The sequence below is a fragment of the Prevotella melaninogenica genome, assembly GCF_018128065.1.
GTDB lineage: Bacteria > Bacteroidota > Bacteroidia > Bacteroidales > Bacteroidaceae > Prevotella.
On the sequence record NZ_CP072360.1, the window covers coordinates 1,722,712 to 1,745,143 of the forward strand.

The 22,432-nt window shown below is 40.7% G+C and carries 14 protein-coding genes and 1 pseudogene; 7 read left to right on the forward strand and 8 right to left on the reverse strand.

All coding sequences use genetic code 11. From position 1 onward, the window contains the following. Window positions 1-346 precede the first annotated feature (346 nt). A complete protein-coding gene (tnpC, locus tag J5A56_RS12760) occupies window positions 347-1,774 on the reverse strand; it encodes an IS66 family transposase (protein WP_211815560.1) in 1,428 nt (475 codons plus the stop codon). A 781-nt stretch (window positions 1,775-2,555) separates the two neighbouring features. Between tnpC and J5A56_RS12765 the strand changes: the two genes are divergently transcribed. The 6 genes from J5A56_RS12765 to J5A56_RS12790 all read left to right on the forward strand — a co-directional run bounded on the left by J5A56_RS12765 (window position 2,556) and on the right by J5A56_RS12790 (window position 12,264). Then, window positions 2,556-5,510, forward strand: a complete 2,955-nt coding sequence (locus J5A56_RS12765; RefSeq protein WP_021670436.1) for a TonB-dependent receptor — start codon at window positions 2,556-2,558, stop codon at window positions 5,508-5,510. Further along, on the forward strand, window positions 5,510-5,890 hold the full coding sequence (locus tag J5A56_RS12770) for a hypothetical protein (RefSeq protein ID WP_021670435.1): 381 nt from the start codon (window positions 5,510-5,512) through the stop codon (window positions 5,888-5,890). Before J5A56_RS12765 ends, J5A56_RS12770 begins: the two co-directional genes overlap by 1 nt. 38 nt (window positions 5,891-5,928) lie before the next feature. Further along, the gene (locus J5A56_RS12775; RefSeq protein WP_036918359.1) at window positions 5,929-6,444 is read left to right on the forward strand and encodes a T9SS type A sorting domain-containing protein; all 516 of its coding nucleotides are present in this window, start codon (window positions 5,929-5,931) and stop codon (window positions 6,442-6,444) included. Between the two features lie 30 nt (window positions 6,445-6,474). Further along, window positions 6,475-7,590 (forward strand): DUF4876 domain-containing protein, encoded by a 1,116-nt coding sequence (locus J5A56_RS12780; RefSeq protein ID WP_021670433.1) that lies wholly within the window; start codon window positions 6,475-6,477, stop codon window positions 7,588-7,590. 48 nt (window positions 7,591-7,638) lie between these two features. Continuing rightward, window positions 7,639-9,240 carry a DUF6850 family outer membrane beta-barrel protein gene (locus tag J5A56_RS12785; RefSeq protein ID WP_021670432.1) on the forward strand — a complete coding sequence of 534 codons (1,602 nt, stop codon included), beginning with the start codon at window positions 7,639-7,641 and terminating at the stop codon, window positions 9,238-9,240. 201 nt (window positions 9,241-9,441) lie between these two features. Further along, entirely contained in the window at window positions 9,442-12,264 is a 2,823-nt protein-coding gene (locus J5A56_RS12790; protein ID WP_021670431.1) for a M16 family metallopeptidase, read from the forward strand. A gap of 201 nt (window positions 12,265-12,465) precedes the next feature. On the opposite strand, the gene J5A56_RS12795 is transcribed toward J5A56_RS12790, so the two are convergent. The 7 genes and pseudogenes from J5A56_RS12795 to J5A56_RS12820 form a co-directional block, all read right to left on the reverse strand. Beyond that, a complete protein-coding gene (locus J5A56_RS12795; protein WP_021670430.1) occupies window positions 12,466-12,945 on the reverse strand; it encodes a hypothetical protein in 480 nt (159 codons plus the stop codon). A gap of 17 nt (window positions 12,946-12,962) precedes the next feature. Then, window positions 12,963-15,151, reverse strand: a pseudogene (locus J5A56_RS12800) (peptidase domain-containing ABC transporter). Between the two features lie 12 nt (window positions 15,152-15,163). Next, window positions 15,164-17,311 (reverse strand): hypothetical protein, encoded by a 2,148-nt coding sequence (locus J5A56_RS12805; RefSeq protein WP_249112121.1) that lies wholly within the window; start codon window positions 17,309-17,311, stop codon window positions 15,164-15,166. Continuing rightward, a complete protein-coding gene (locus J5A56_RS13695; protein ID WP_249112123.1) occupies window positions 17,272-17,715 on the reverse strand; it encodes a carboxypeptidase-like regulatory domain-containing protein in 444 nt (147 codons plus the stop codon). Before J5A56_RS13695 ends, J5A56_RS12805 begins: the two co-directional genes overlap by 40 nt. 10 nt (window positions 17,716-17,725) lie before the next feature. Continuing rightward, on the reverse strand, window positions 17,726-18,481 hold the full coding sequence (locus tag J5A56_RS12810; RefSeq protein WP_211815561.1) for a GLPGLI family protein: 756 nt from the start codon (window positions 18,479-18,481) through the stop codon (window positions 17,726-17,728). 71 nt (window positions 18,482-18,552) lie between these two features. Continuing rightward, window positions 18,553-18,708 carry a hypothetical protein gene (locus tag J5A56_RS12815; RefSeq protein WP_021672701.1) on the reverse strand — a complete coding sequence of 52 codons (156 nt, stop codon included), beginning with the start codon at window positions 18,706-18,708 and terminating at the stop codon, window positions 18,553-18,555. Window positions 18,709-18,863: 155 nt separating this feature from the next. Beyond that, complete coding sequence (locus tag J5A56_RS12820) at window positions 18,864-20,366, reverse strand: cysteine peptidase family C39 domain-containing protein (protein WP_021672700.1); 1,503 nt, start codon at window positions 20,364-20,366, stop codon at window positions 18,864-18,866. 901 nt (window positions 20,367-21,267) lie between these two features. On the opposite strand from J5A56_RS12820, the gene J5A56_RS12825 reads away from it, so the two are divergent. Next, on the forward strand, window positions 21,268-22,335 hold the full coding sequence (locus J5A56_RS12825) for a Fic family protein (protein ID WP_021672699.1): 1,068 nt from the start codon (window positions 21,268-21,270) through the stop codon (window positions 22,333-22,335). Window positions 22,336-22,432: the final 97 nt, after the last annotated feature.

The window sequence follows — 22,432 nt, forward strand, 5'->3', positions numbered from 1 at the left end:
CATTGGCTTGGCTAGCAATTGAATTTAAAAATAGTCTCATAAGCTTTAATTTTAAAAGTTATTTTTAATTATTTCAAAGCGATACAAAGTTATTGTTTAAAATCTATGATACAATAAATTTCCGTTTATTTTAATTATAATTAACCAAATTGTTTGGGTTACACGCAAATAAGTAATAGATTGTTATTCAATCATGCTTGAATATCACTTTCTTCGCTTTTCTCTTATATCTAAAGTCCTGGGGATATTGTTTGTTCTATGTTTTACGATTTTTTCTGTTTAACCTCAATTCCGGTAACTATTCAGCGATAACCAATATATACAGTGCATATCAATTTTTCAAACCTTAAAATAAGGCTTGAATCGCATTATATGGAGTTTTGTCGTGCTTCTTAGCTGTTTCTACAATCGAATGAAGTTCAAGAAAAGCGTCTGCTCCGAAGTCAGAACGAAATGTACACGAGTTCTTTAGTTTGATTTTTAGCTTGCGTATTCCCCGTTCGCTCCCATTATTATCCGATGGTATCATCGGATTTTCAAGGAAATTGAAAATGTAATCTCTGCATTTGACTATGCCTTTTTTGAACGTAATGAACTTTTTACCAAGCCCCTCTATATTCTGTTTGAGCAGATTGTCTAAACGTCGGGTCCATGACACCTTGTCTATAACGTCGTTTGGATTGGTATTTCGCTCGTGAATGGCTTCACGGAACAGATTGGTTACTTTCCCAGACCACTCTTGCTCAGTGTTCAACTCTGAGAGATATTGCAGTTCGCGGAGTAAGTGAGCAAGGCATACCTGATGATTGAGAAAATGGAGTGCAAAGTATGCGCTATGGCGGTCGGTAACGGCAGTCATTCGTTCCAAGCTATCGCCAAATTTGTCTGCTAATACCTTCGATCCTCTTCCATCAGCACGGAAAAGCAATGTGTAATAAACAGTCTGTGCAATCCATGCCCAGTCGAGTCTTTTGTTACAGTACAAGCCGCTCTCATCGAAACCAACAACTGCTGCTGACTTGATATATTCTTTAATCTTATCAATCACAGGTTGCGCATTTCTCTTTGCCTCATTTACCCAGTTCACCAGCGAGCCTTCGCTTGGAGTGAGACCAAATACCTCACGCAAAAAACTTGCTATGCGACCGTAAGGAAGAAATTGCACGACACTCAGATAAACCACCAGAGTCTTTACGCTTGAATCATATACCACGTTGTTTGACCGCCGTCTCGGTACCGTCCGAATACGTTCACCACAGTTCTTGCATATCATCACATAGTGTCGGATTTCCTTGATTACGGGCTTCAACTCAGGAATGGAAATAACTTGCGTCACATAATCAAGCACACGTTCTGCATCTGATAAAGATTCTCCGCAACGAGTGCAATAGTTGGGTACCTCATCGATTATCTCGTCAGGTATGGAAGAGCAAGACAACTTATGCCCATCATGTCCCTTTTGTCCTCCCGGCTTCTTACCACTTGGCTTACGGAGGCTTCGCGTTCTTCTGATAACCTCATCCTTTATACGCTCCTTGCTTGGCGGAGTACTGCTGTTATTAGAGTTCTTGTCAGGGTTTTCATACTTGGACAAGCGTTCCCGTAAGTTTGTAAGTTCCGTATCTTTCTTGCGGATTTGGAGGTTCAGAGCATTTATGTTACGGTTCAATTTGACATTCTCGGCATACTGCTGATTGACAGTTTCACGCAACAATCGCATCTCTTCCGTCATATCTTGTAATACTTTTGATATGTCCGTAACTTGCTCTTTCATAGGCGTAAAGGTACAAAGAAAATCTGAAATACGCAAGAAAAAATGAGCATCTTTATAGCCTTTATACGAAGATTTTAGAGGAGAGAATACAGACTGGACAATACCGCTGAATAGTTACGAAGGATGATTATATCGTGAATTCAACAAGCAAGCGCAAATTTACTTAATTTGTTCGTAAAAGCACTCATGCGGTGTTTTAAATTCGAACTTCAGCCGATATATGGAGTGATAAAGTTTACATCTGCAAGAGGAACTTCAATATAACAGATACAATTTATTATTAACGTGCGGAGGCTCCGCACACATGGTGCGGACGGTAAACACCAATGGTGCGGATGGTAGGCACCAGTCGCTTAAGTGGTTTAAATGCGTACAAAAATCTACTACTCTTAAAGCGTTAGGTAGCGTCTTTCCTTAAACCTTTTGACTTCTACGTGATGATTGAATGAATCTTGAATGCTCTGGCGCCATTACTATATACGAAACGATTCACCTAAAACAAATTTTGCTGTCATTAGTGTCATTCTAAGTAGCCACCTAACTCATTCTTCTGCAGTAGCCTTGCATGAAATGTTAAAAGTGACAGCAACTTAAAACAAAACTATTTTTATAAGATATGTAATTGTTTTGTTCTTGTATTATAATGGTCCTTATCACTCCATATATATCAGAAGAACCTTATCTAAAATGACAAAATCAATTTCTATTCATAGAGAAAAGCAAATAAATACCTATTTTTGAGTATTGTAGAGTTAGTGGATTCGTCCTATCTTTGCAAATCATGGACTTCACGAATAGGATAATAGCGTCTATTGTATTTTGCGGACTAAGTATCAATGGTATTGCACAGACACTTACAGGTTGTGTTGTTGGCAAAGATGATCGTAAGCCTATCGCCTACGCAACAGTCACATTGAAGGAGAATCGCTTATACGCTTTTACGGACGAAAAAGGTTGTTTCACGATAAAAAACGTACCGAAAGGAAAGTGTACAGCGGTGATTTCTTGTCTTGGTTATGCAGAACAAACAATAGTTGTCACCATTAATGCTGATGGTGCCACACTCAACGTGCGCCTTGCCGAAGACAATCTTCAACTTGATGAAGTACAAGTTGTTGCGCATCGAAAGAAGGATGAGATAACCACTTCTTACACCATTGATCGTAAGACATTAGACAATCAACAGATAATGACTTTGGGCGATATTGCTCAGCTTTTACCGGGTGGTAAGAGTGTGAACCCTTCTTTGATGAATGATAGCAAATTGACTTTGCGAAGCGGTTCATCAGAGCGAGGCAACGCGTCGTTTGGTACAGCCATAGAAGTGGATGGCGTTCGACTTAACAACAATGCTATGATGGGTGAAACAGCTGGTGTGAGCACACGGGGGGTAAGTGCTTCTAACATTGAAAGTGTGGAAGTTGTACCCGGTATTGCCTCCGTTGAATACGGCGATCTCACCAACGGTGTAGTAAAGGTAAAGACACGCAGAGGTAGTTCACCTTTCATCTTAGAAGGAAGTATCAATCAGCACACCCGCCAAATAGCCCTTCACAAAGGATTAGACTTGGGCAAGAATACAGGACTCATCAATTTCTCCCTTGAGCATGCACGCTCTTTCTCGGATGCTGCATCGCCATACACTGCTTATCAGCGCAATGTGCTATCACTGCACTATATGAATGTCTTTATGAAGAAGACACTGCCTCTGACCTTAGACATCGGTCTGAATGGAGGCATGGGAGGTTATGATTCAAAGGCAGACCCTGACCGCAACTTGAACAGTTACTATAAGGTTAAGGATAATAATGTGGGTGGTAATGTGCGCCTTGACTGGTTGCTGAACAAGTCATGGATAACCAACCTTAATTTTACAGCAGCCTTCACCTACGCTGACAAACGCTCAGAAAGTTATAGCAACGAGAGTAGTAGTTCTACACAACCTTATATCCACACCTTGACGGAGGGATATAACATTGCTGAAGACTACGATAAGAACCCTTCTGCCAACATCATCCTTGGTCCTACGGGTTATTGGTATCTACGTGGCTTTGGCGACTCAAAGCCATTCACCTATAGTTTGAAGCTAAAGGCTAATTGGAACAAATCATTTGGAAAGTTCCGCAATCGCCTACTTGTTGGTGCAGAGTGGACCAGCAGTAAGAACAAAGGAAAGGGAACATACTACGAGAATATGCGCTATGCACCAACATGGCGAGAATATCGTTTTGATGCCCTTCCCGCTTTGAACAATATGGCACTCTATGCCGAGGATAAGCTCTCAATGGCTATCGATACCAAACAGAATGTTGAACTGACAGCAGGTGTGCGTGAGGATATCACCTCGATTCTCGGCTCAGAGTATGGAACAGTGGGTAGTCTTTCACCACGACTGAATATGCGCTATATGCTTCGCTTCGGACAAGAAAGTTGGGTAAACAGTCTTAGCTTACATTCAGGATGGGGCAAGAGCGTGAAACTTCCAAGTTTCCAAGTACTCTACCCTTCTCCATCTTATCGTGACATGTTAGCTTTCTCATCTACGAGTGATGCTAACAACCGCTCGTATTACGCTTATTACACCTACCCTTCAAAGGCACAATACAATGCTGCTTTGAAGTGGCAACACGCCAACCAGTGGGATTTAGGTATGGAGTTAAGAACAAAGATTGCTGATGTCAACTTGTCGTTCTTCCATAGTAAGGTATTCAATCCTTACATGGCGACGAATGTTTACTCACCTTTCACATATAAATACACATCACCTGCTAAACTTCAAGCGAGCGGTATTGATGCGGCTAATCGACTCTTTGCGATTGACCCACAGACAGGTATTGTGACTGTGAGCGATGCCAGTGGTGCAAAAAAACCAGTTGTACTCGGTTATGACGAGCGCAACACCTACGTTACCAATACAAAATATGTGAATGCTGACCCATTGAGTCGCTATGGCTTAGAATGGATTGTAGACTTCAAACAGATTAAGGCTCTCCGCACACAGGTACGTGTAGATGGTAAGTATTATCATTATAAGGCACAGGACGAAACACTCTTTGCGGATGTACCTGTAGGTCTGAACACACGCCAATCAGACGGAAAGCTCTATCAGTATATTGGTTATTATCGTGGTGGTGCAGCTACTTCAACCAACTATACCGCCAATGCTTCACCATCAAATGGCTCTGTTAGTGGGCAGGTAGATGTGAATGTCACATTGACGACACATATACCAAAGATTCGACTCATCATTGCTTTGCGTATGGAAAGTTCACTTTATACTTACAGTAGAGCTACCAGTAGCCGAGGATATGTTGTGAATAGTGGGAATGAATACTTTGGTGAGCCATATAATGGTAAGACAAAGAACCAGACAGTAATCGTCTATCCAGAGTATTATAGCACATGGGATGCACCAGAAACATTGGTTCCTTTTGCTGAAAAACTACGTTGGGCAGCAACGAATGACAGAGGATTATACAACGACCTGACACAGTTGGTTGTGCGAACAAACTATCCTTACACGTTGAATCCAAATAAGCTGAGCGCCTTCTGGTCGGCTAATTTAAGTGTAACAAAAGAAATTGGCAAACACGTATCTATATCGTTCTATGCCAATAACTTCTTCAACACACTTGCTCAAGTACACTCTTCCCAGACAGGACTTGAAACGAGTCTCTTTGGTAGTGGGTATGTACCGAGCTTCTATTACGGACTTTCATTAAGATTAAAGATATAATGAAAAAGATATTTAGTTTACTTGCAGTATGCGTGATAACGCTGTTAGTTTCGTGCGCTGACTATGACGAAGGACTTGAAGTAGTCAACTTTGATGTGAAGTTAGAATTCCCAAGCACTTATGATGGCTCGTATGAAGGATTGCGCGTGGAGTTACAAGATGCGGTGGCAAGTACCTTTGTTGATAGCACAGATACACAAGGAGTGGCTCACTTCAGCGTTCCTTCCGGCTTGTATAAGGTCAGCAGTTCTGCAAGAAAGGAGACCACAGACTATCGCTACTTCTTCAATGGTGCCAAGTCGCAGGTGGTCGTTGCCGTAGACTCTCCTCGCATAGTAACCTTACCATTAGTTATGTCGAAGAAACGAATTGTGAATTAAAAGAAAAATAAAGATAGTATAAATTAAAAACAATGTTTATGAAGAAAATAAGTTTTATAGGGCTTATCGCTTTGGCACTGTCGTTCATACCCCTTAGTGGCTTTGCACAGACAGTACAAGAGAAGATAATCACCTACCTTGTCTTGACCGAAACGAATGGAACAAAGACCGAGTTTGCTTTGAATTCATACCCTGTTATAACCATAGAGGCTAATGACCTTGTTATTACTTGTGAGGGTAAGAAGTTATCAACAGCACTGACAGGAGTACAGGACTACCATTTCATTGAGAAGAAAGTTACAACAAGCATCAGTAGCGTTCCTGCAAATGACCCCAAAGGTGAGACAACAACTCCAAGTTTCTCATTCAATAATGCTGAGGTAAGTGGGTTGAAAGCAGGCGCAAGGGTTGTCATTTACAATCTTAATGGTACACAAATCAGCTCTGTAACAGCAGATGGGGAGGGACGAGTTACCCTTGACCTCTCGTCTTTACCAAAGGGTGTCTACATCCTTCGCACACCTACCAAGAGCTTTAAGTTTATGAACAAGTAAGAATAACATTAGAAATTAAATAGAAAAGATATGAAGAAAATATTACTTCTCCTTGTTGCTGTATTTGCTTTTGTCAGCAACATTAACGCACAAACATGGAATATGGTTGTGACACATAACGATGGTACTGTCCAAGTTATCAAGGCTTCAGATGTAAAGAACGTTACTTTCCAACTACCTGATCAGAATGCTGACCAAGTTATCATTAAGGAACTGTACACAACAGGTGTACCAGACGATAAAGACCCCAAGAAGTTCTTCCAATCTGACAAGGGTTTTATCCTCTACAACAATGGTGGTAAGACAGCGGTAATCAGCAACTTGGCTATTGGTATATTAGATCCATACAATGCACATGCTGCAAATGCATGGTATAGTGCAAGTGCGACAGAGCCATCTTATGTATCACAGGGATGGGTTCCAGCAGCTTGTGGTATATGGTACTTCCAAAATTCATTGGTGATTGAACCTTACTCACAGGTTGTTATTAACTGTATGGGAGCAATAGATAACACCAAGACCTATTCAAAGAGCGTTAACTATGCCAACAAGGACTACTATACAATGTATGATCCAGAGTCTGGTTTCAATAATACATATTATTATCCTACACCAGCTGATGTCATCCCAGCAAGCCATTATCTTAAAGCCGTAGAGTTTGGGCAAGCCAATGCTTGGCCACTTAGTGTATCTTCTCCATGTTTCTTTATCTTCCAAACAAAGGGTACAACACCTGCTGCTTTTGCAAACGATGCAAGCAATATCGTTTATGCACCGGGCAAACCACAGACAAAAGTTTTTGCTGTATTGAAGGTTCCTACAGACTGGATTCTTGATGGTGTTGAGGTTTATCAGGATATTAAAGAGAGTAAGAGTAAAAAGCGTTTCGGCTCTGACGTGGATGCTGGTTATGTGAAGCAGACTATCAAACTTGGTCACAGTGTATACCGCAATGTGGATGCTGAAGCAACTAAGAAGATTGAAGGCAATACAGCTAAGTTGGTCTACGACTACAAGTATGGTACAGACCCAAGTGGTATCGATGCTGAAGCATCTATGAAGAAGGGAGCAAAGATTGTCTACATGGACACTAACAACTCTACTGCTGACTTCCACGAGCGCAAACAGTTCTCACTTAGAGACTAATAATACAGAAGGTAAAAGAACATAACCTGTAAGATGAGATATAGGTTCATGACACTTATACTGGCTGGAGCATCCCTCTCTACCAGCCTCAACGCACAGGAGCAGGCTAAGGATAGTCTGCTCCATCGTGATTTTAGCTTCGTTGCCAACAGCGATGCATGGCTGAGAAGTGACAATGCTGCAGCCTTGGCACGATTTAAGACTAAAAACATTTCTTTGGCTGAAGCGTATGTGCAGTATGGCAAGGGAGGCTTTGTCAACTATGACGAGTCGCCACGTACCGTGCAAGCGGGTGCCAACGTGTCTTCATTCTATCGTTTGACGGACAGGATTGTCCTATTGGGAAGTATGCGTTATGACAACTTCTCTGGGCGCAACATGACAGGTTCAGCATTCATACAGACCCAACGTCTGCCCTTTGATATCGTAGAAGACTCGCTAAACCATGCTGGCACAAAACATCGTGACACCTATAATCTTATGGGCGCATTGTCTTGGGAGATATATAAAGGACTTGCCATTGGTACAAAGGTGGACTTCACTGCGGCAAATGTTGCTAAGTATAAGGATTTAAGACATAAGACAAAGCTAATGGATTTAGCCCTCACTACTGGCGTCTATATACCATTACAGCCTTTTAGTCTTGGTCTTGACTATACTTACCGACGGAACACAGAAAGCATAATCTTTAGTACCTACGCTTCAAATGCACAGGAGTTTACATCTTATATCAACTATGGACCGTGGATTGGTAAGACTGAACCCTTCAGTAGTTCGGGCTTTACAGACAGCAATAGGGAGCAACCGATGCTCAATGAATATCATGGTTTAGGACTACAATTTAGCTGGGACATCCTACCGAATCTCTCATGGTTTAACAACTTTGGCGGTACATATCGCAAAGGTTATTACGGCAGGAAGTCACCCTATACGATAGTTCACTCCGATCATCATAGCAACATCTATGACTATCAGACACACCTATCTTTGAAACTCGACAAGCAGGTACATCATCTTTATTTCAGCTTTTCAAGTGAGAATCTTGTCAACGAGATGAATGCTTATCGCTCTAACAAAAACGAACAAGGGGCATACTTCTATCAATATCTTGACCCTGTGAAGAGTGCTAACAAGGCTTGGAACGATGTGCATCTTGGCTATACTGGCTATTATGGCGTTATAAACGAGTTACCTCTCTGGACGATAGAAGCGGGCGCTAACCTCTCTCATCGCAAGCAGACTGGCTACAGCTACCCTTACCTCCGACGTCAAGACATCCACACAACAGAGGCTTATACAAGTCTTACACGTAACCTCCTTTTCCGAAAGGGAGTACTTTCACTACAAGCTGGCTTTGCCTACAAGAAGGGAAAGGGTGATGCTTTCGAGGAAGGAACATTGACACAACCTTCTGACAAGCAGAATGGATTCCCAACGATGGACGTACTAATGTATCGTGAGTATAAGTATCTTACAGACCCGCAATACTCCCTCCTGCTTGGCATTAAGTATGCCTTTGTACTTCCGGGAACAAAGATGAAGACGTACACTGCCTTTGACTTCACCCATCGTCACACCAATGACGGAAATGCTTACCTTGTAGGTAGGAACTATTCAACGGGCAGACTGAATATTGGTTGTACGTTCTAACAGTCTTACTATTGGTCCGCACGAATGGTGCTAAGCGTTCGCACGAGTGGTGTTAAGTATCCGCACCACTCGTGCGGAGCACTTAAAAGAACGCAATATGCTATTAAGACGAAAGCAAATAATCGTTAGTGAGACAACACACTACCCTAAATAACATTCAAACAGACAGAGAAGAATAATTAAAAGAATCAATCACATATTATGTTAATAAACAAAAGAATCATCAATGCGCTTGTGCTCCTGCTCCTCGTGACAGGTGCTATGGCGCAGAATGTCAGTACCGACAACAGCTTCCGTATAGGTAAGTTGAAGAACGGTATGACTTATTACATACGCCACAATGCCAAAGAGAAAGGGATAGCCGACTTCTACATTGCACAGCGTGTGGGGAGTATTCTCGAAGAACCTAACCAAAGAGGCTTGGCTCACTTCCTTGAACACATGGCTTTCAATGGTAGTAAGAACTTCAAGAATACACCTACCTCACCAAGTATCGTTCACTGGTGTGAGGCACATGGTATTAAGTTCGGTACCAACCTTAATGCTTACACCTCGATTGACGAAACCGTTTACAACGTCAGTTCCGTACCTGTAAAGCAGGATTCAACTATCGACTCTACCCTACTTATCCTCCACGACTGGAGTCATTACTTGGACCTTGAGGACAAAGAGATAGATAAGGAACGTGGTGTTATCCACGAAGAGTGGCGTACACGCCGTGCAGGTATGGCTTCACAACGTCTAATGGAAGAGGCGTTGCCAATTATCTATCGTGGAACAAAGTATGAAGACTGTCTGCCAATCGGCAAGATGGAGATTGTAGACAGCTTCCCTTACAAGGCTCTTCGTGACTATTACCACAAGTGGTATCGCCCAGATTTGCAGGCTATCATCGTTGTGGGCGATATTGACGTAGACAAGATGGAACAGAAGATACAGTCTATCTTCTCAGCTATCCCAATGCCCGAGAATGCTGCTCGTCGTGAATATTTCCCAGTAAGCGACAACGACAAGATGATTGTGGCTTCGCTGAAAGATTCTGAACAGCCTATCATGCTCGTTACACTTTATATGAAGCGTGAGGCTACACCAGATGCAGAGAAGTCTACTGTGAAGTATCAGCGAGACGGATATGTTGACGACTTGGTCTCTTATATGATTGGCGAACGCCTCAACGAGATGCAGGACAAGAATCCAAAACCTTGTTTGAGTGCTTCTGCACGATTGGGACAATTCTTAATTAGCCGTACAAAAGATGCTTTTGTTCTTTCTTTCGGTGCTCGTCAGGAAGATGTAAAGGGTTCATTTGATGCAGCTGTGGGAACAATTGAGCAGATTCGCCAGCATGGGTTTACTCCTTCAGAACTCACTCGTGCCAAAGCCTTCCGCCAGAAGGTGATTGACCGCCAATACAATGAGCGCAACGACCGTCGCAATTCATATTATGTGCGTCGTGCTAAGCAGAACTTCCTCGATAATGAACTCATCACCACCGAAGCATACGACAAACAACTCGACGACCAGTTCTTTAATGAGGTGACACTCGACGAGGTGAATGCTGCTATGCGTGAAGCTATCACGAATAAGAATCAAGTGCTTGTTGTCTATTCTCCAGACAAAGCAGGCGTAAATGTTCCCTCAGATGCGCAGTTTGAGCAAATGGTTCTCGATGCACAGGCAAAGACCTATCCTAAGTATGTTGAGAAGAAGTTGGACGATAAACTTATAGAGACGTTACCGAAGAAGGGACGTATCAAGAGTGAGAAAGCAGGCTTGCACGGAACAACGGAAATCACACTGAGCAATGGTGTGAAAGTTTACTTCAAGAAGACCGACTATCAGAAGGATGCTGTGACACTGAACTTCTTTGCAGAAGGTGGTTCTTCCCTCTATCCTGTTAAGGACTTGATCAACACGCAGTTTATCTCAGCTGCTGTAAAGGAAGGTGGTGTAGGACGTTTCAGTGCAACAGAACTCAATAAGTTCTTAGCTGGCAAGACCGTTCGTATCAACGCAGGTGTAGGCAATGAAACACAGTCTATCAGCGGTAATTCATCTATCAAAGACATCCGTACACTCTTTGAACTTACTTACTTGTATTTTACGAACTTACGTCGTGATGACCAAGCTTTCCAGTCAGAGCTCAACCGTATGCGCTCTTTCCTCACCAACCGTGAGGCAAGTCCTAACGTTAGCTACAACGACTCTATCGCTGCCATCGTTTATGGTAATTCGCCACGTGTACAACCACTCAAGGCTGCATCACTTGACAAGGTAAGCTATGACCGTGTTCTCGAGATTTACAAGGAGCGCTTCAGCAATGCCTCTAACTTCAAAATGATCGTCATGGGTAACATTGACATCGCTCAGTTGCGCCCTCTCTTAGAGCAATACATTGCTTCACTGCCATCAACAGGCAAGAAGGAAACCTTTGCGAAGACCTATCCTGACGTGCGCAACTGCAACGAGACCCACCGCTTTGAAAAGAAGATGAAGACGCCATTGGCACGTGTAACCGTCTTCTACACATGGGACGAACCTTACACAGCTAAGACTGATTTGGAACTCGACGTCTTCAAGCGTGTATTGTCTATCGCCTATACCGACTCTGTCCGTGAGGAGAAAGGTGGAGTGTATGGTGTGAAACTACAGCAGAGTTTGAACGCAACAAGCAACCCTCACGCCATGTTGAAGATTGCCTTTGATACCGACCCAGACAAATATAATATGGTTATGCCAATCATCACAAAGCAGATTGAGCATATTGCCAACAAGGGTCCAGAGGCAGTAAGTCTGCAGAAGGTGAAGGAATACCTCTTAAAGCAGTACGACCAATCTTCTGTTACCAATGACTACTGGCTCTACGTGATATACAACCAGTTGCGCCACGGAGTTGACTTTGACAAGGACTACAAGGCTACTGTGCGCAACATCACAGCTGCCGACATCCAGCGTATTGCCCGCAACCTTATCAAGAGCAACCGCCGAATAGAAGTGACAATGCAGTCTGAAAAGGAGAAGTAAATCACTTTGCTTTTTGGTAGTAGAAAACCTTAATCATGTGAGCAACTTGTAATACCAAAAATAAATTTAATATTAATTTTTCTTGCCTCCCTACGTTTCCTATAACATAAGGGAGGCAAGTCTTCATTTTATAGGTAGACTAAAAGGACTTTTACCAAAAGAAGGAAGAACACTCCAATTTGAGTAGAATATTAAGCCAAATTATATGATACTTGTTATTCTCTGAATAACTCTTTGAAATATACTTTCGTTGCTTACAAGTATGAAAGCAGTACCTGTCATTCCACTAATAATTTTATACCTGCAATCCAGCATACTTACCTGTGCCGTGAATACGCTGCCAGTTTCCGTTTGTAAGGGTATATGCGATGTGGCTGTTATTACACCATTTGCAACTCCGTATGTTTCCGCATCGTAACCCTCAAATTCGATGTTTGCCGTCATTCCTCTTGCTATCGTATTCACATATTTGTATGGAACGGTTATTGTGCCTTGACGGGCATTTGTCATCTGTACCCTTGCACTGATGGTCTCGGGATAAGGTATAAAATATGCGCCTGTCAACAGTCCCAATATCACAATGGTGATGATTGTGATACCATAACGGACAATCCTTGACGGTATCTCGCCAATGATATGCCTTACTTTCTCGCTGCGGAGTTCTATCTTGTTGTCTGCCATAATCTTCCTTTCTGCTGTTAGTTGCCCAATTCCAATTGATTCTTTACAAGGTTATAGTATGCACCTCGCTTTGCCGTGAGTGCTTCGTGGTTGCCAATTTCTACCACCTTGCCTTTATCCAATACCACTATTTGATCAGCATTCTTCACCGTACTTAATCGGTGCGCTACGATAACCACCGTCTTACCTTTGTAGAACTCATCCAGATGTTCCACAATCATACGCTCGTTGTTGGCATCAAGCGAGTTGGTGGCTTCATCAAGGAAAATGTAGTCGGGATTCTTATATACTGCTCTTGCTATCAGTATGCGCTGTTTCTGTCCCTGACTCAATCCCACACCATCGCGACCTATCTTGGTGTTGTATTTTAAGGGCAGTCCCATTACATAATCGTGAATACAAGCAATCTCTGCAGCCGTCTGCAATCGCTGTTTATCTATCTCATTATCATCTACGGCTATATTGCGAGCTATCGACTCTGAGAATATCACACCGTCCTGCATAACAACACCACATTGTCTGCGCCACCACTTCTTATTGAGCGTATTTACACCTGTTCCGCCAATGGTGATTTGCCCTTCCAATACGGGATAATAGCCCAACATAAGTTTGATGAGGGTGGTCTTTCCGCTACCCGACGCTCCGACAATGGCAGTTACCTTACCTTTGGGGATTGTGAGGCTTACATCATCAATGATGGTTTTCAGTGCGTGTGGGTCGTATTTGAAGTTTACGTTTTCAAGGTCTATGCCCTTATCCTCTTCTTTCACAGAGGTTTCCAATCCTTGCTTTCCGTTCTCATCGTCCATACGGTGGATTTCGTTGATGCGTTCAAGGCTTATCTTTACATCTTGTATGGAGTAGAAGAAACTCATCAGCTGTTCCACGGGCGAGTTAAGCTGACCTATGATGTACTGTACGGCAAGCATCATACCCAGTGTGAGTTGTCCGTGAATGACGGCTGTTGCTGCCACCACCGTGATGACGATGTTCTTTAGTTCATTGATGAAGATGCCGCCTGCCTCCTGTGTCTGCTGGAGTTTGAGGGATTTCATCTGCACCCCAAAAAGGTCTGCCTGCACGTCTTCCCATTCCCAGCGTCTTCGCTGTTCACAGTCTTGGAGCTTTATTTCCTGCATGGAGGTGATAAACTCGTAAGTTTTATTGTTGTTGATAGCTTGTTGCTCAAAAGTTCGTAGTCGAGAACCTTTCTACGTCTTAGGAAGAGAGCAAGCCAACCGCCATAAAGCAGGCTGCCGAGCATGAAAATGGCAAAGATAAGCCAATTATAGGATAGCAGTACGATGCTGAACACCACAAAGGTGAAGAGTGAGAATACGATACTGAGCGTCTGTTGCGTCAGAAACGTGTTCACCCTACTGTGGTCGCCCATGCGTTGCATAAGGTCGCCCATCAATTTGGTATCGAAGAACGACATTGGCAGCTTCAAAAGTTTGATGAAAAAGTCGCTTACTAAAGAAATATTGATACGCAAAGAGATATGTAGTAAGAGCCAACGACGGATAAAGTCGATGGCAGTACGGCTAACCGTGAGCATCAGTTGTCCTAAGAGTATCAGCCATATAAAGCCAATATTTTGGTTTTTGATGCCCACATCCACGATGGATTGAGTGAGGAAAGGTAGAATGAGTTGTAACAGGCTACCCACGAGCAAGCCCAAGACAATCTGCCCGAAGTATTTGCGATATTGCTTGATGTAACCAAAGAGGAACTTAAACGAGCGTTCCTCTTTCAGTTCTTCTTCTATCTTTTTCTCATAAAACGCAGGTGTGGGTTCCAAGAACATGGCAATGCCTTTTTCCTCACCACCCGATTGTGTACTTACCCAGTGCTTCTTAAACTCCTCAAGGTTGTACTTGATAAGTCCTTTCCCGGGGTCTGCAATGTAGAATGTCTTTCCCTTCTTAACCTTGTACAGTACTACAAAGTGGTTTTGGTTCCAGTGGAGAATACAAGGAAGTGATTTGGATAATTCTTCCAAATCAGAAAGTCCACACAAACATTTAAACCCCAAATGTTCAGCTCCAAATTTAAGCGTTGCCAAAGAAATCCCTTCTGTTCCTTCTTGACAAAGTTTTTGGAGATAATCAGGTGTTAGACAAGCCCTATAGTATTTACAAATCATTTGCAAACTAGTTATACCACAAAGCAGAGAGTCACGTTGTCGATAAAGTGGAAATTGCATAAACAATGGACATCAAGGTTTATAATAGAAACTAAGCATCAGTTCTCTTCCTCTAATGTCTTGATTACTAAAGCTACTTGAAAGAGTATTATTAATTCCATAGCTATAGCTTTTATTATTAAAGACATTATTCCAAGCAAGACTCAGGTCGAAGTGTTTGGCTTTGAATATCAAAGTGAAGTCTTGAAAGAACATATCCTTAAACTCCTTTTGTGCTATCTCGTTATGATAGTATTCCGTCAAAGTTTCCAAACTTAAAACCTTACAAAGAGGTATTCTAAGGCTTCCCTCATGCTTCCAACTATTTAGATTAGACGTTTTCCCGAAAGCAGGCATCTTCATCTGGTGAAAGCCATAAGTAAGTTTATAATTTAAATCTACACCCTTTATTAAACCTATATCAAGGTTAGAGGTTATATTTAAGTTCTTTGTGTCGTAAGGCATTCGTTGGCTATTCTGTACCATATAACTATTCATGGCATTATATAAAGCCTTTACATTTAGCTTTCCTTTCAAGAAGCCTATTCCTTGCGAAGCCATTAGGAACATATTCCAGCTATTGTACTTCGTGTCTCCTTGTGTCAGTGATTCTACGATATAGTTGCCCACATAATCTTGGGTTGATGTATAAGGAGAGTTTCCAAACGACTTTGTTATGCGTAATCGTATAGAAGTACCTTTCAGAGCATCGCTATAAACAACTCCTATTCCTACGCTTTTCTCTTTGTTTAGATTATAGCCTCCCAGACCTTTATTCATATATTGATAATCTTGCAGTACCAAAGTTGGATAAAATTGGGCAGCGTTTATCTGCATTGTATTAATAGATGCATCAGCCGAGAAAGTCCATGTTGCTGTGGCTTTCCATCTTATACGGAGGTTAGGGGAGAATAAGACTTTAGACTGACCATTATCTAAACTATACTTATAATGATTGTACGACATATCCCCCGATAACATAAAGTCTAAGTCTCTCACTATATATTCTACGCTTGGTGTGGCATAGAATCTCGCAAAGGTAAAACTACTTTTACCCATCAGCAGTCCGATACTATCTGGAACTCCTACTAAATCAGAAGTGAAGCGGTGTTCTCCTGCATTTACTCCTATTTGTCCTGATAGAATAAATCTACCTATTCTAAGACTTCCTCTTACGTCCGTATTCGTTTCATAGTAATGTTGATTAATAGACTGCACCAGCGAATCGACATATAGTTGTTGCGGACGTATATCCATTATATTCTTTGATTGCAGAGTAACAAGGCGTTTGCCATATTTCTTCATGATACTAAAATTGTCCTTTAGCGTATAAACTGGCAAGTTCCCCATCATCGTGTGCGGATTTGTCCCCTGTTCATTCAGCCATTGTTTGTTCCAAGAAAAGTCACCAGAAAGCTCATTTTTAAGATAATGATTTTTAGCGTTATTCTCGTATTTGATCTTTGCAAAGAGGTCATTACTTTTCTCCAAATACTGTTTTCTGTTTTCTATTGTCTTTATGCCGCTATTCGTATAAAAGTCTGAATGGCGCAAAGAGGTAGCTTCATTGCGGTCATTGACAAATGTAATCTGTACGTTTACTTGAGAATTTTCGTCTATACGCTGTAGTGCATTCAAACTAACAGCATGTGAGCGGTTAAATAATGAACGTCCTTTGAGCAATAGAGTCGACGGAGAAGGAAGTGAGAGCATAGGTGTCAAGGGACTTTGTAGCTCATCAAAACTTAAAAGTTTGTCCGTCTCTCTCCTTATATTCTTACCTATATTATTTGTCTTATAGGTGAGAATTGTCTGAAAAGAAGGTTTCAGACGCATGGCAAAGGTTTCAAAATTCCCCAATCCTCCATGACTTTTTAATCCTATACCACCGCTATAGGTCGTCATCCAGCGTGCCTTAGCTCCTTGTTTCATTCTGATATTGATAGCGTTATCGTCAGAATAAGTAAAATCATCTAACACACGGATAGGTTGATGATGCTTCATTACTTCTACTGTTGCGACATCATCTTGAGGCAATGACTTTGTTGCCAAGCCATATTTTCCTCCCATCAGATCCATACCTTCTATATAGAAGTTGCTGATAGACTTTCCCTCATATTGTATCTCGCCATTCTCTTTGTTCACCTCAAAACCAGGGACACGCGCAAGAACATCAGCCAATGTTCGGTCTCCTTCTTTTTATAGGTTGTGAGTAGATACTGAATCGTATCGCCTTTTATCTTAATTGGTTTTGCTTTCACCGTTATCTCCGATAACGTTTTCGTATCTTCCTCTAATGTAATATGCTGTGCAGGCATATCCATTGTAACCTTTAGTTCCTGCTTTTTATAGCTTATTGCTGAAATAGATAGAATATTACCTTCTTGTGCTGTAATGGTAAACTTCCCCTTTGTATCTGTCTGACAAAAATGTAATGTCTTTTTTGTGATGGCATCTATAGTCTTGATAATAGCTGCAGACACAGGGTGTCCTCCTACGTCAGTAACGACACCTTCCACTATCCTCTGTGCACTTATTGACTGTACAAGTAGGATAAGCAAACATAAGGTAATATATTTCTTCATTAGTAATGTCTTATTCTAACTCCATTTTGGGAATAAAGGTTGTATTCTTTGGATAGATCGTAGGGTCTGAAGCCTTTTTTAAATAAGAGAGCCGGTCTATATCCTTATACTTTTTCTCCCAGAAATTATAAAACTTGACAGGTGACAATTGTTCTCTTTTAATGCTACTAGCAATTATGTCTAAATAGCCATCGCAATGTGCAGCTAAGATTAAACCTGGTAGTCCACCTAATTTCCACGGACCAAGCGGTAAAGGAATCTCCTCACTGAACCATACCTTCCAGTCTCGTCCACGGAAATGGGTGGTCGCCATCGTACAATTAAAGCCTATGACACTTCGTGTACTGTCTTCGTGAATAGACCATTTTGGTGTGGGTATGTCTTCTGTTATCTTATAATAAGAGTCCCAGACCTGTGTGTAAGTTGTCATTTTTCCGTCTTCAAGATTTCTGTAAAGATAATCACGACTATTAGGACTTTTTACTGTCGGAATAGTCTTATTATTATTGCGAGCAGCTTTTATCTTTTCATTAATTATCGCCAAAGCTGTCTCAGGGTTGCTTCCTAAGGAATCGAAGCGCAAAGTATGATAGCTAAAGTATTCACTTACATTTTTCCCTATCCTAAGTGCATAGTCATCATAACTGTTAAGATACTTTGTGTGATAACTGATTTCGAGAATGCTCGGTTCAATGATATGTGTCTCTTGTCCAAAGCAACTAAGCAGTGACAACATGAATGTGATACAGAAAGAGTATAATTTCATAATAATTATTTATTAATTTGCATAGGGGAACTCCCCTATGCAAATATTAATATTAAGTACGATTATAGACATTAACAGTATTTGTCATAAAGACCACACCATTCCTCCCACTCTTCTTCAGTAGCCACCTTCTCAGAAAGAGCACAAGCTAAAGCTTGAACAGCCTTGCAATCAGATACTTGACCTCCCAAAATACTCATCATTTGCGATAGTTCTAACTTTTTCATATTCAAAAAATTAATGTTAGTAATATTCCTAAACCATGTATACCAAATGTCGACTCTAAGGTACCATGATATTTAAAGAGGAATTAGGCTATTTCCTCTATATACTCCATGTGAGCAAAAGGGTAGCTATGCCTTCGACAACATGCAGTTATATTTTATCCAAGTTTAATAATCTCATCTTGCATACACAGTAAATCTTTTATAGTATATTCTTTTGGAAAAATATAATCGTTTACCCAGATATGAGGATAATGACTAATATTTTCACTTTGGAGCATTTCAAGCTGATGCCTATAAGCGGCTATTAAATATGCGTCTTTAATATTATTTCTCATAATATTCCATCCCCTTAATGCTTTCATACACTGTTTCTTGTCTTGGTGATATAGTCTTAACAGATTTAGTTGACGAGCATTGATTTTAGCAAATACATCTTCAGGCATAGCAGGGTGATATACCCCATCTATTACAACTCTCCAAAGGAAGCGTTTAGGGAATTGTGTTAATAAATTTATGACATCGTTCACAACATTCCAGCAATGAGTGCAATGCAGGCTAATGAAGGTTGTGATAACTATGTCGGCATTTTTATTACCAAACTCCATCATATCGCTAATAGGATTTCCCAAGTGTTTTTTAGAGAAACACTCAGACATAATTATTTTATTTCGTTTTAATCTTAATAATTCAATCTCCTTTTCATCTAAGATACTATCAGCATATGCAAATTTATAAATTATTATGCTCAAAAGAACTGCTAATGAAAATGCACATATTAAGTTCGGAAATGTAACTAGTCTTATTGTTGCTAATGATGGCTTTAGCAGGAAAATCTTTATCATTACTATTATTGTTATACTCAAGCAATACACACAATATTTGCGAATCATGAACAATTGGTAACATGTTAGTATAAGCATGATAATAACAGCAACAAAGTTAACTGTCCATAAGATAAAATTTGTGTATTGAGTTAGCATTAAATAGCTTATGCAAAAAATGAAAAAGAATAATCCTAAAACAGGCAAATCGAATGGAATCCAGCGCCTAAATGGATTTCGGTCAGAAACATATTTACAATCAAACTTAGTTCCCCTCATACAAAAAGGAATTGTATCATAGTTGTACATCTGCTTCTTAAGTAAAGTGCCTGCAAGCGCCAGCCCTATAATGTTCAGAAAAAAAAGAGCCTGAATCATTTTATCTTGAAGAATAGAGATACTACTAACTACCAATAAGAATAAAGTCGCAAAAAAAATGCTCAGAGTATGATTATTAGATGGGTAATAATCTTGATGTACCCTGTTTATTTTTAGAGTAACACCATTCCAAATAGATAGAAACTCTGATTTAGAAATAGTTTTGTCACTGCCATCATATAGGTATACATCATCTTTGCAGCATCCTTTTAATACATAAAAATGACCATTCTCATCTGTGGTATGAACAATAACATTTTTGAGACTTGACAAATGATCTATGTCAACAATATAGGATTCATTTTCAACACCAAAAAAATTTAGCGTCTTCGAGATCGACACCAAACTAGGATAGCATGGATCAGACAGGAGTTCTTTTATCAAAAGACTTCTATTAATTTTAACGTTCGAAACCTTCAACAGAAAAGAAAGTTCTTTAATCAAATACATTCTATCCATATGACTTAACTTACAAAGATAAATATTAAGATACTCTCAAACCTTAGTGTCAGGTAGTAATACTTATGAAGTTAACCTTTGTTTGGCTTTTCATCTTGCTTGGGTACAAAGATAGTATATATTTACTAAAGTTGTGTCAAGAAAAAGGAAAAAATAGTGGTTAATTACAAAAAACTTACAGCCTCCGCCTTTCATATTCTTGGAGATATAGGCATCGGATTTTTTGCTCTGTAACGTTTCGTGCAGGTAGATTTAGGAACTTGCATAGTATAATTTCTGTTACATTCATAGACAGACCTTAGATTTTCGAACTCATGAGTTTTATTAGCAAAAAGAGAGTATGAAAGATATTCTAAAACTGAAAACTTTATTGTAGTAATATGTTATATTACGAACTAATCAAAACCTATTACCCACATGAAACGTTATAGAACCATAAATTCGATTCTTCCATTAACGCTATACGAAAAACATCTACGCATTTAACAGAAAAGTCATAAAAAGTCATTAAACATAAACTATAATTCTTACTATAGTATAGTTTCCTACCGATTTGGGTTAACAGTCTCTGCATACTCTAACACAGTATGTCGATTACAAAGCATTGCCCAGTAAAACCAATTTTGCTGTCACTACTGTCACCCTAATTCATTAGTTAACTTATTATGTAACAGTAGGATTACACGAAATGTTAAATGTGACAGCAAAACGAAATTAAAATTATTCGTGGAATAGTGTGTATAAATTCCACACGACCTAACATTTAGACGATAAACTAACGGCTTATATTATATACGAAAAGACCAAAAACAGTAAAATTCAACAAAAAGGTTGTAACATTACAACCTTTTCTCAAACATTTTTCATAATTTTGCGATGTATTTAAAATAAATATGTCTGTATGAAGTATCTAAATATAAAGAAGGCATTGGCTGCTTGGCGCGATATTCAGCCATTGTCAGAGAAGGACAGGGATAGGCTCAGCCGCCGCTTCACCGTGGACTTCAACTATAATAGCAACCACATTGAGGGCAACACACTGACTTATGGTCAGACCGAGATTCTTCTGCTATTCGGCAAGGTGATTGGCGAGGCTGACATAAGGGACGTGCACGAGATGACGGCAAGCAACGTGGGGCTGCAAATGATGACAGAAGAGGCTGCTGTCAAAGAAAAGCCTTTGACACAAAACTTCATCCGTACACTGCACAGAACACTGCTTCGTGAAAACTACACCATTTACCGCAATCTGCCTGGTGGTGTGCAGACAAATTATGTGATACACGCAGGTCAGTATAAGACGCGCCCCAATAGTGTGATAACAAGGTATGGCGACCGCTTTGAGTACGCTTCGCCCGAAGAAACGCCGGGGCTGATGTTTGACTTGGTGAATTGGTACAATGAAGCCGAGAAGAAAGGGGAACTTTCAGCTATCGAACTGGCGGCATTGTTCCACTATCGTTATATACGCATTCACCCCTTTGAGGATGGCAATGGACGTATCGCCCGTTTGATGATCAACTTCATTCTCACACGCCACAATTATCCGATGATTGTTGTGCGCAGCCGCAAGAAGAGCGAGTATCTGGAAGCGTTGCATCAGTCTGACCTTGAAGTCGGCCCTGTGCCGAGCGACGGAGCACACGCCAACATTGGCGATATTCGTCCATTCCTCAAATATTTCAATGAGCTTGTGGCAACAGAGGTTTATAATGATGTGCTCTTCATCAGCGAAAAGAATGAAAATATTTGGTGGTATGACGGCGAAAGAATTTCTTTCCGCTCGCCTAACTACACCAAAATATTGAACGCCATGCGCACACAGCCTACGTTGACTCTGAACGACATGAAAGAGGAAACAGGTATTAGTGTGTCAGCTATCCAAAAACTGTTGGATAAACTGCTTTCTAAAAAGTATGTGGAGCGTGGTGAGAAAGATGGAAGCTGGAGAGTCTTTCTTACCCAGTAAACACGCAAAAAGGTTGCATCACTACAACCTTTTCTCAAACATTTAGTCTGCTACTGGGTAGAACACTCCTTTGATTAATTGCGACATTCCGTTTTCT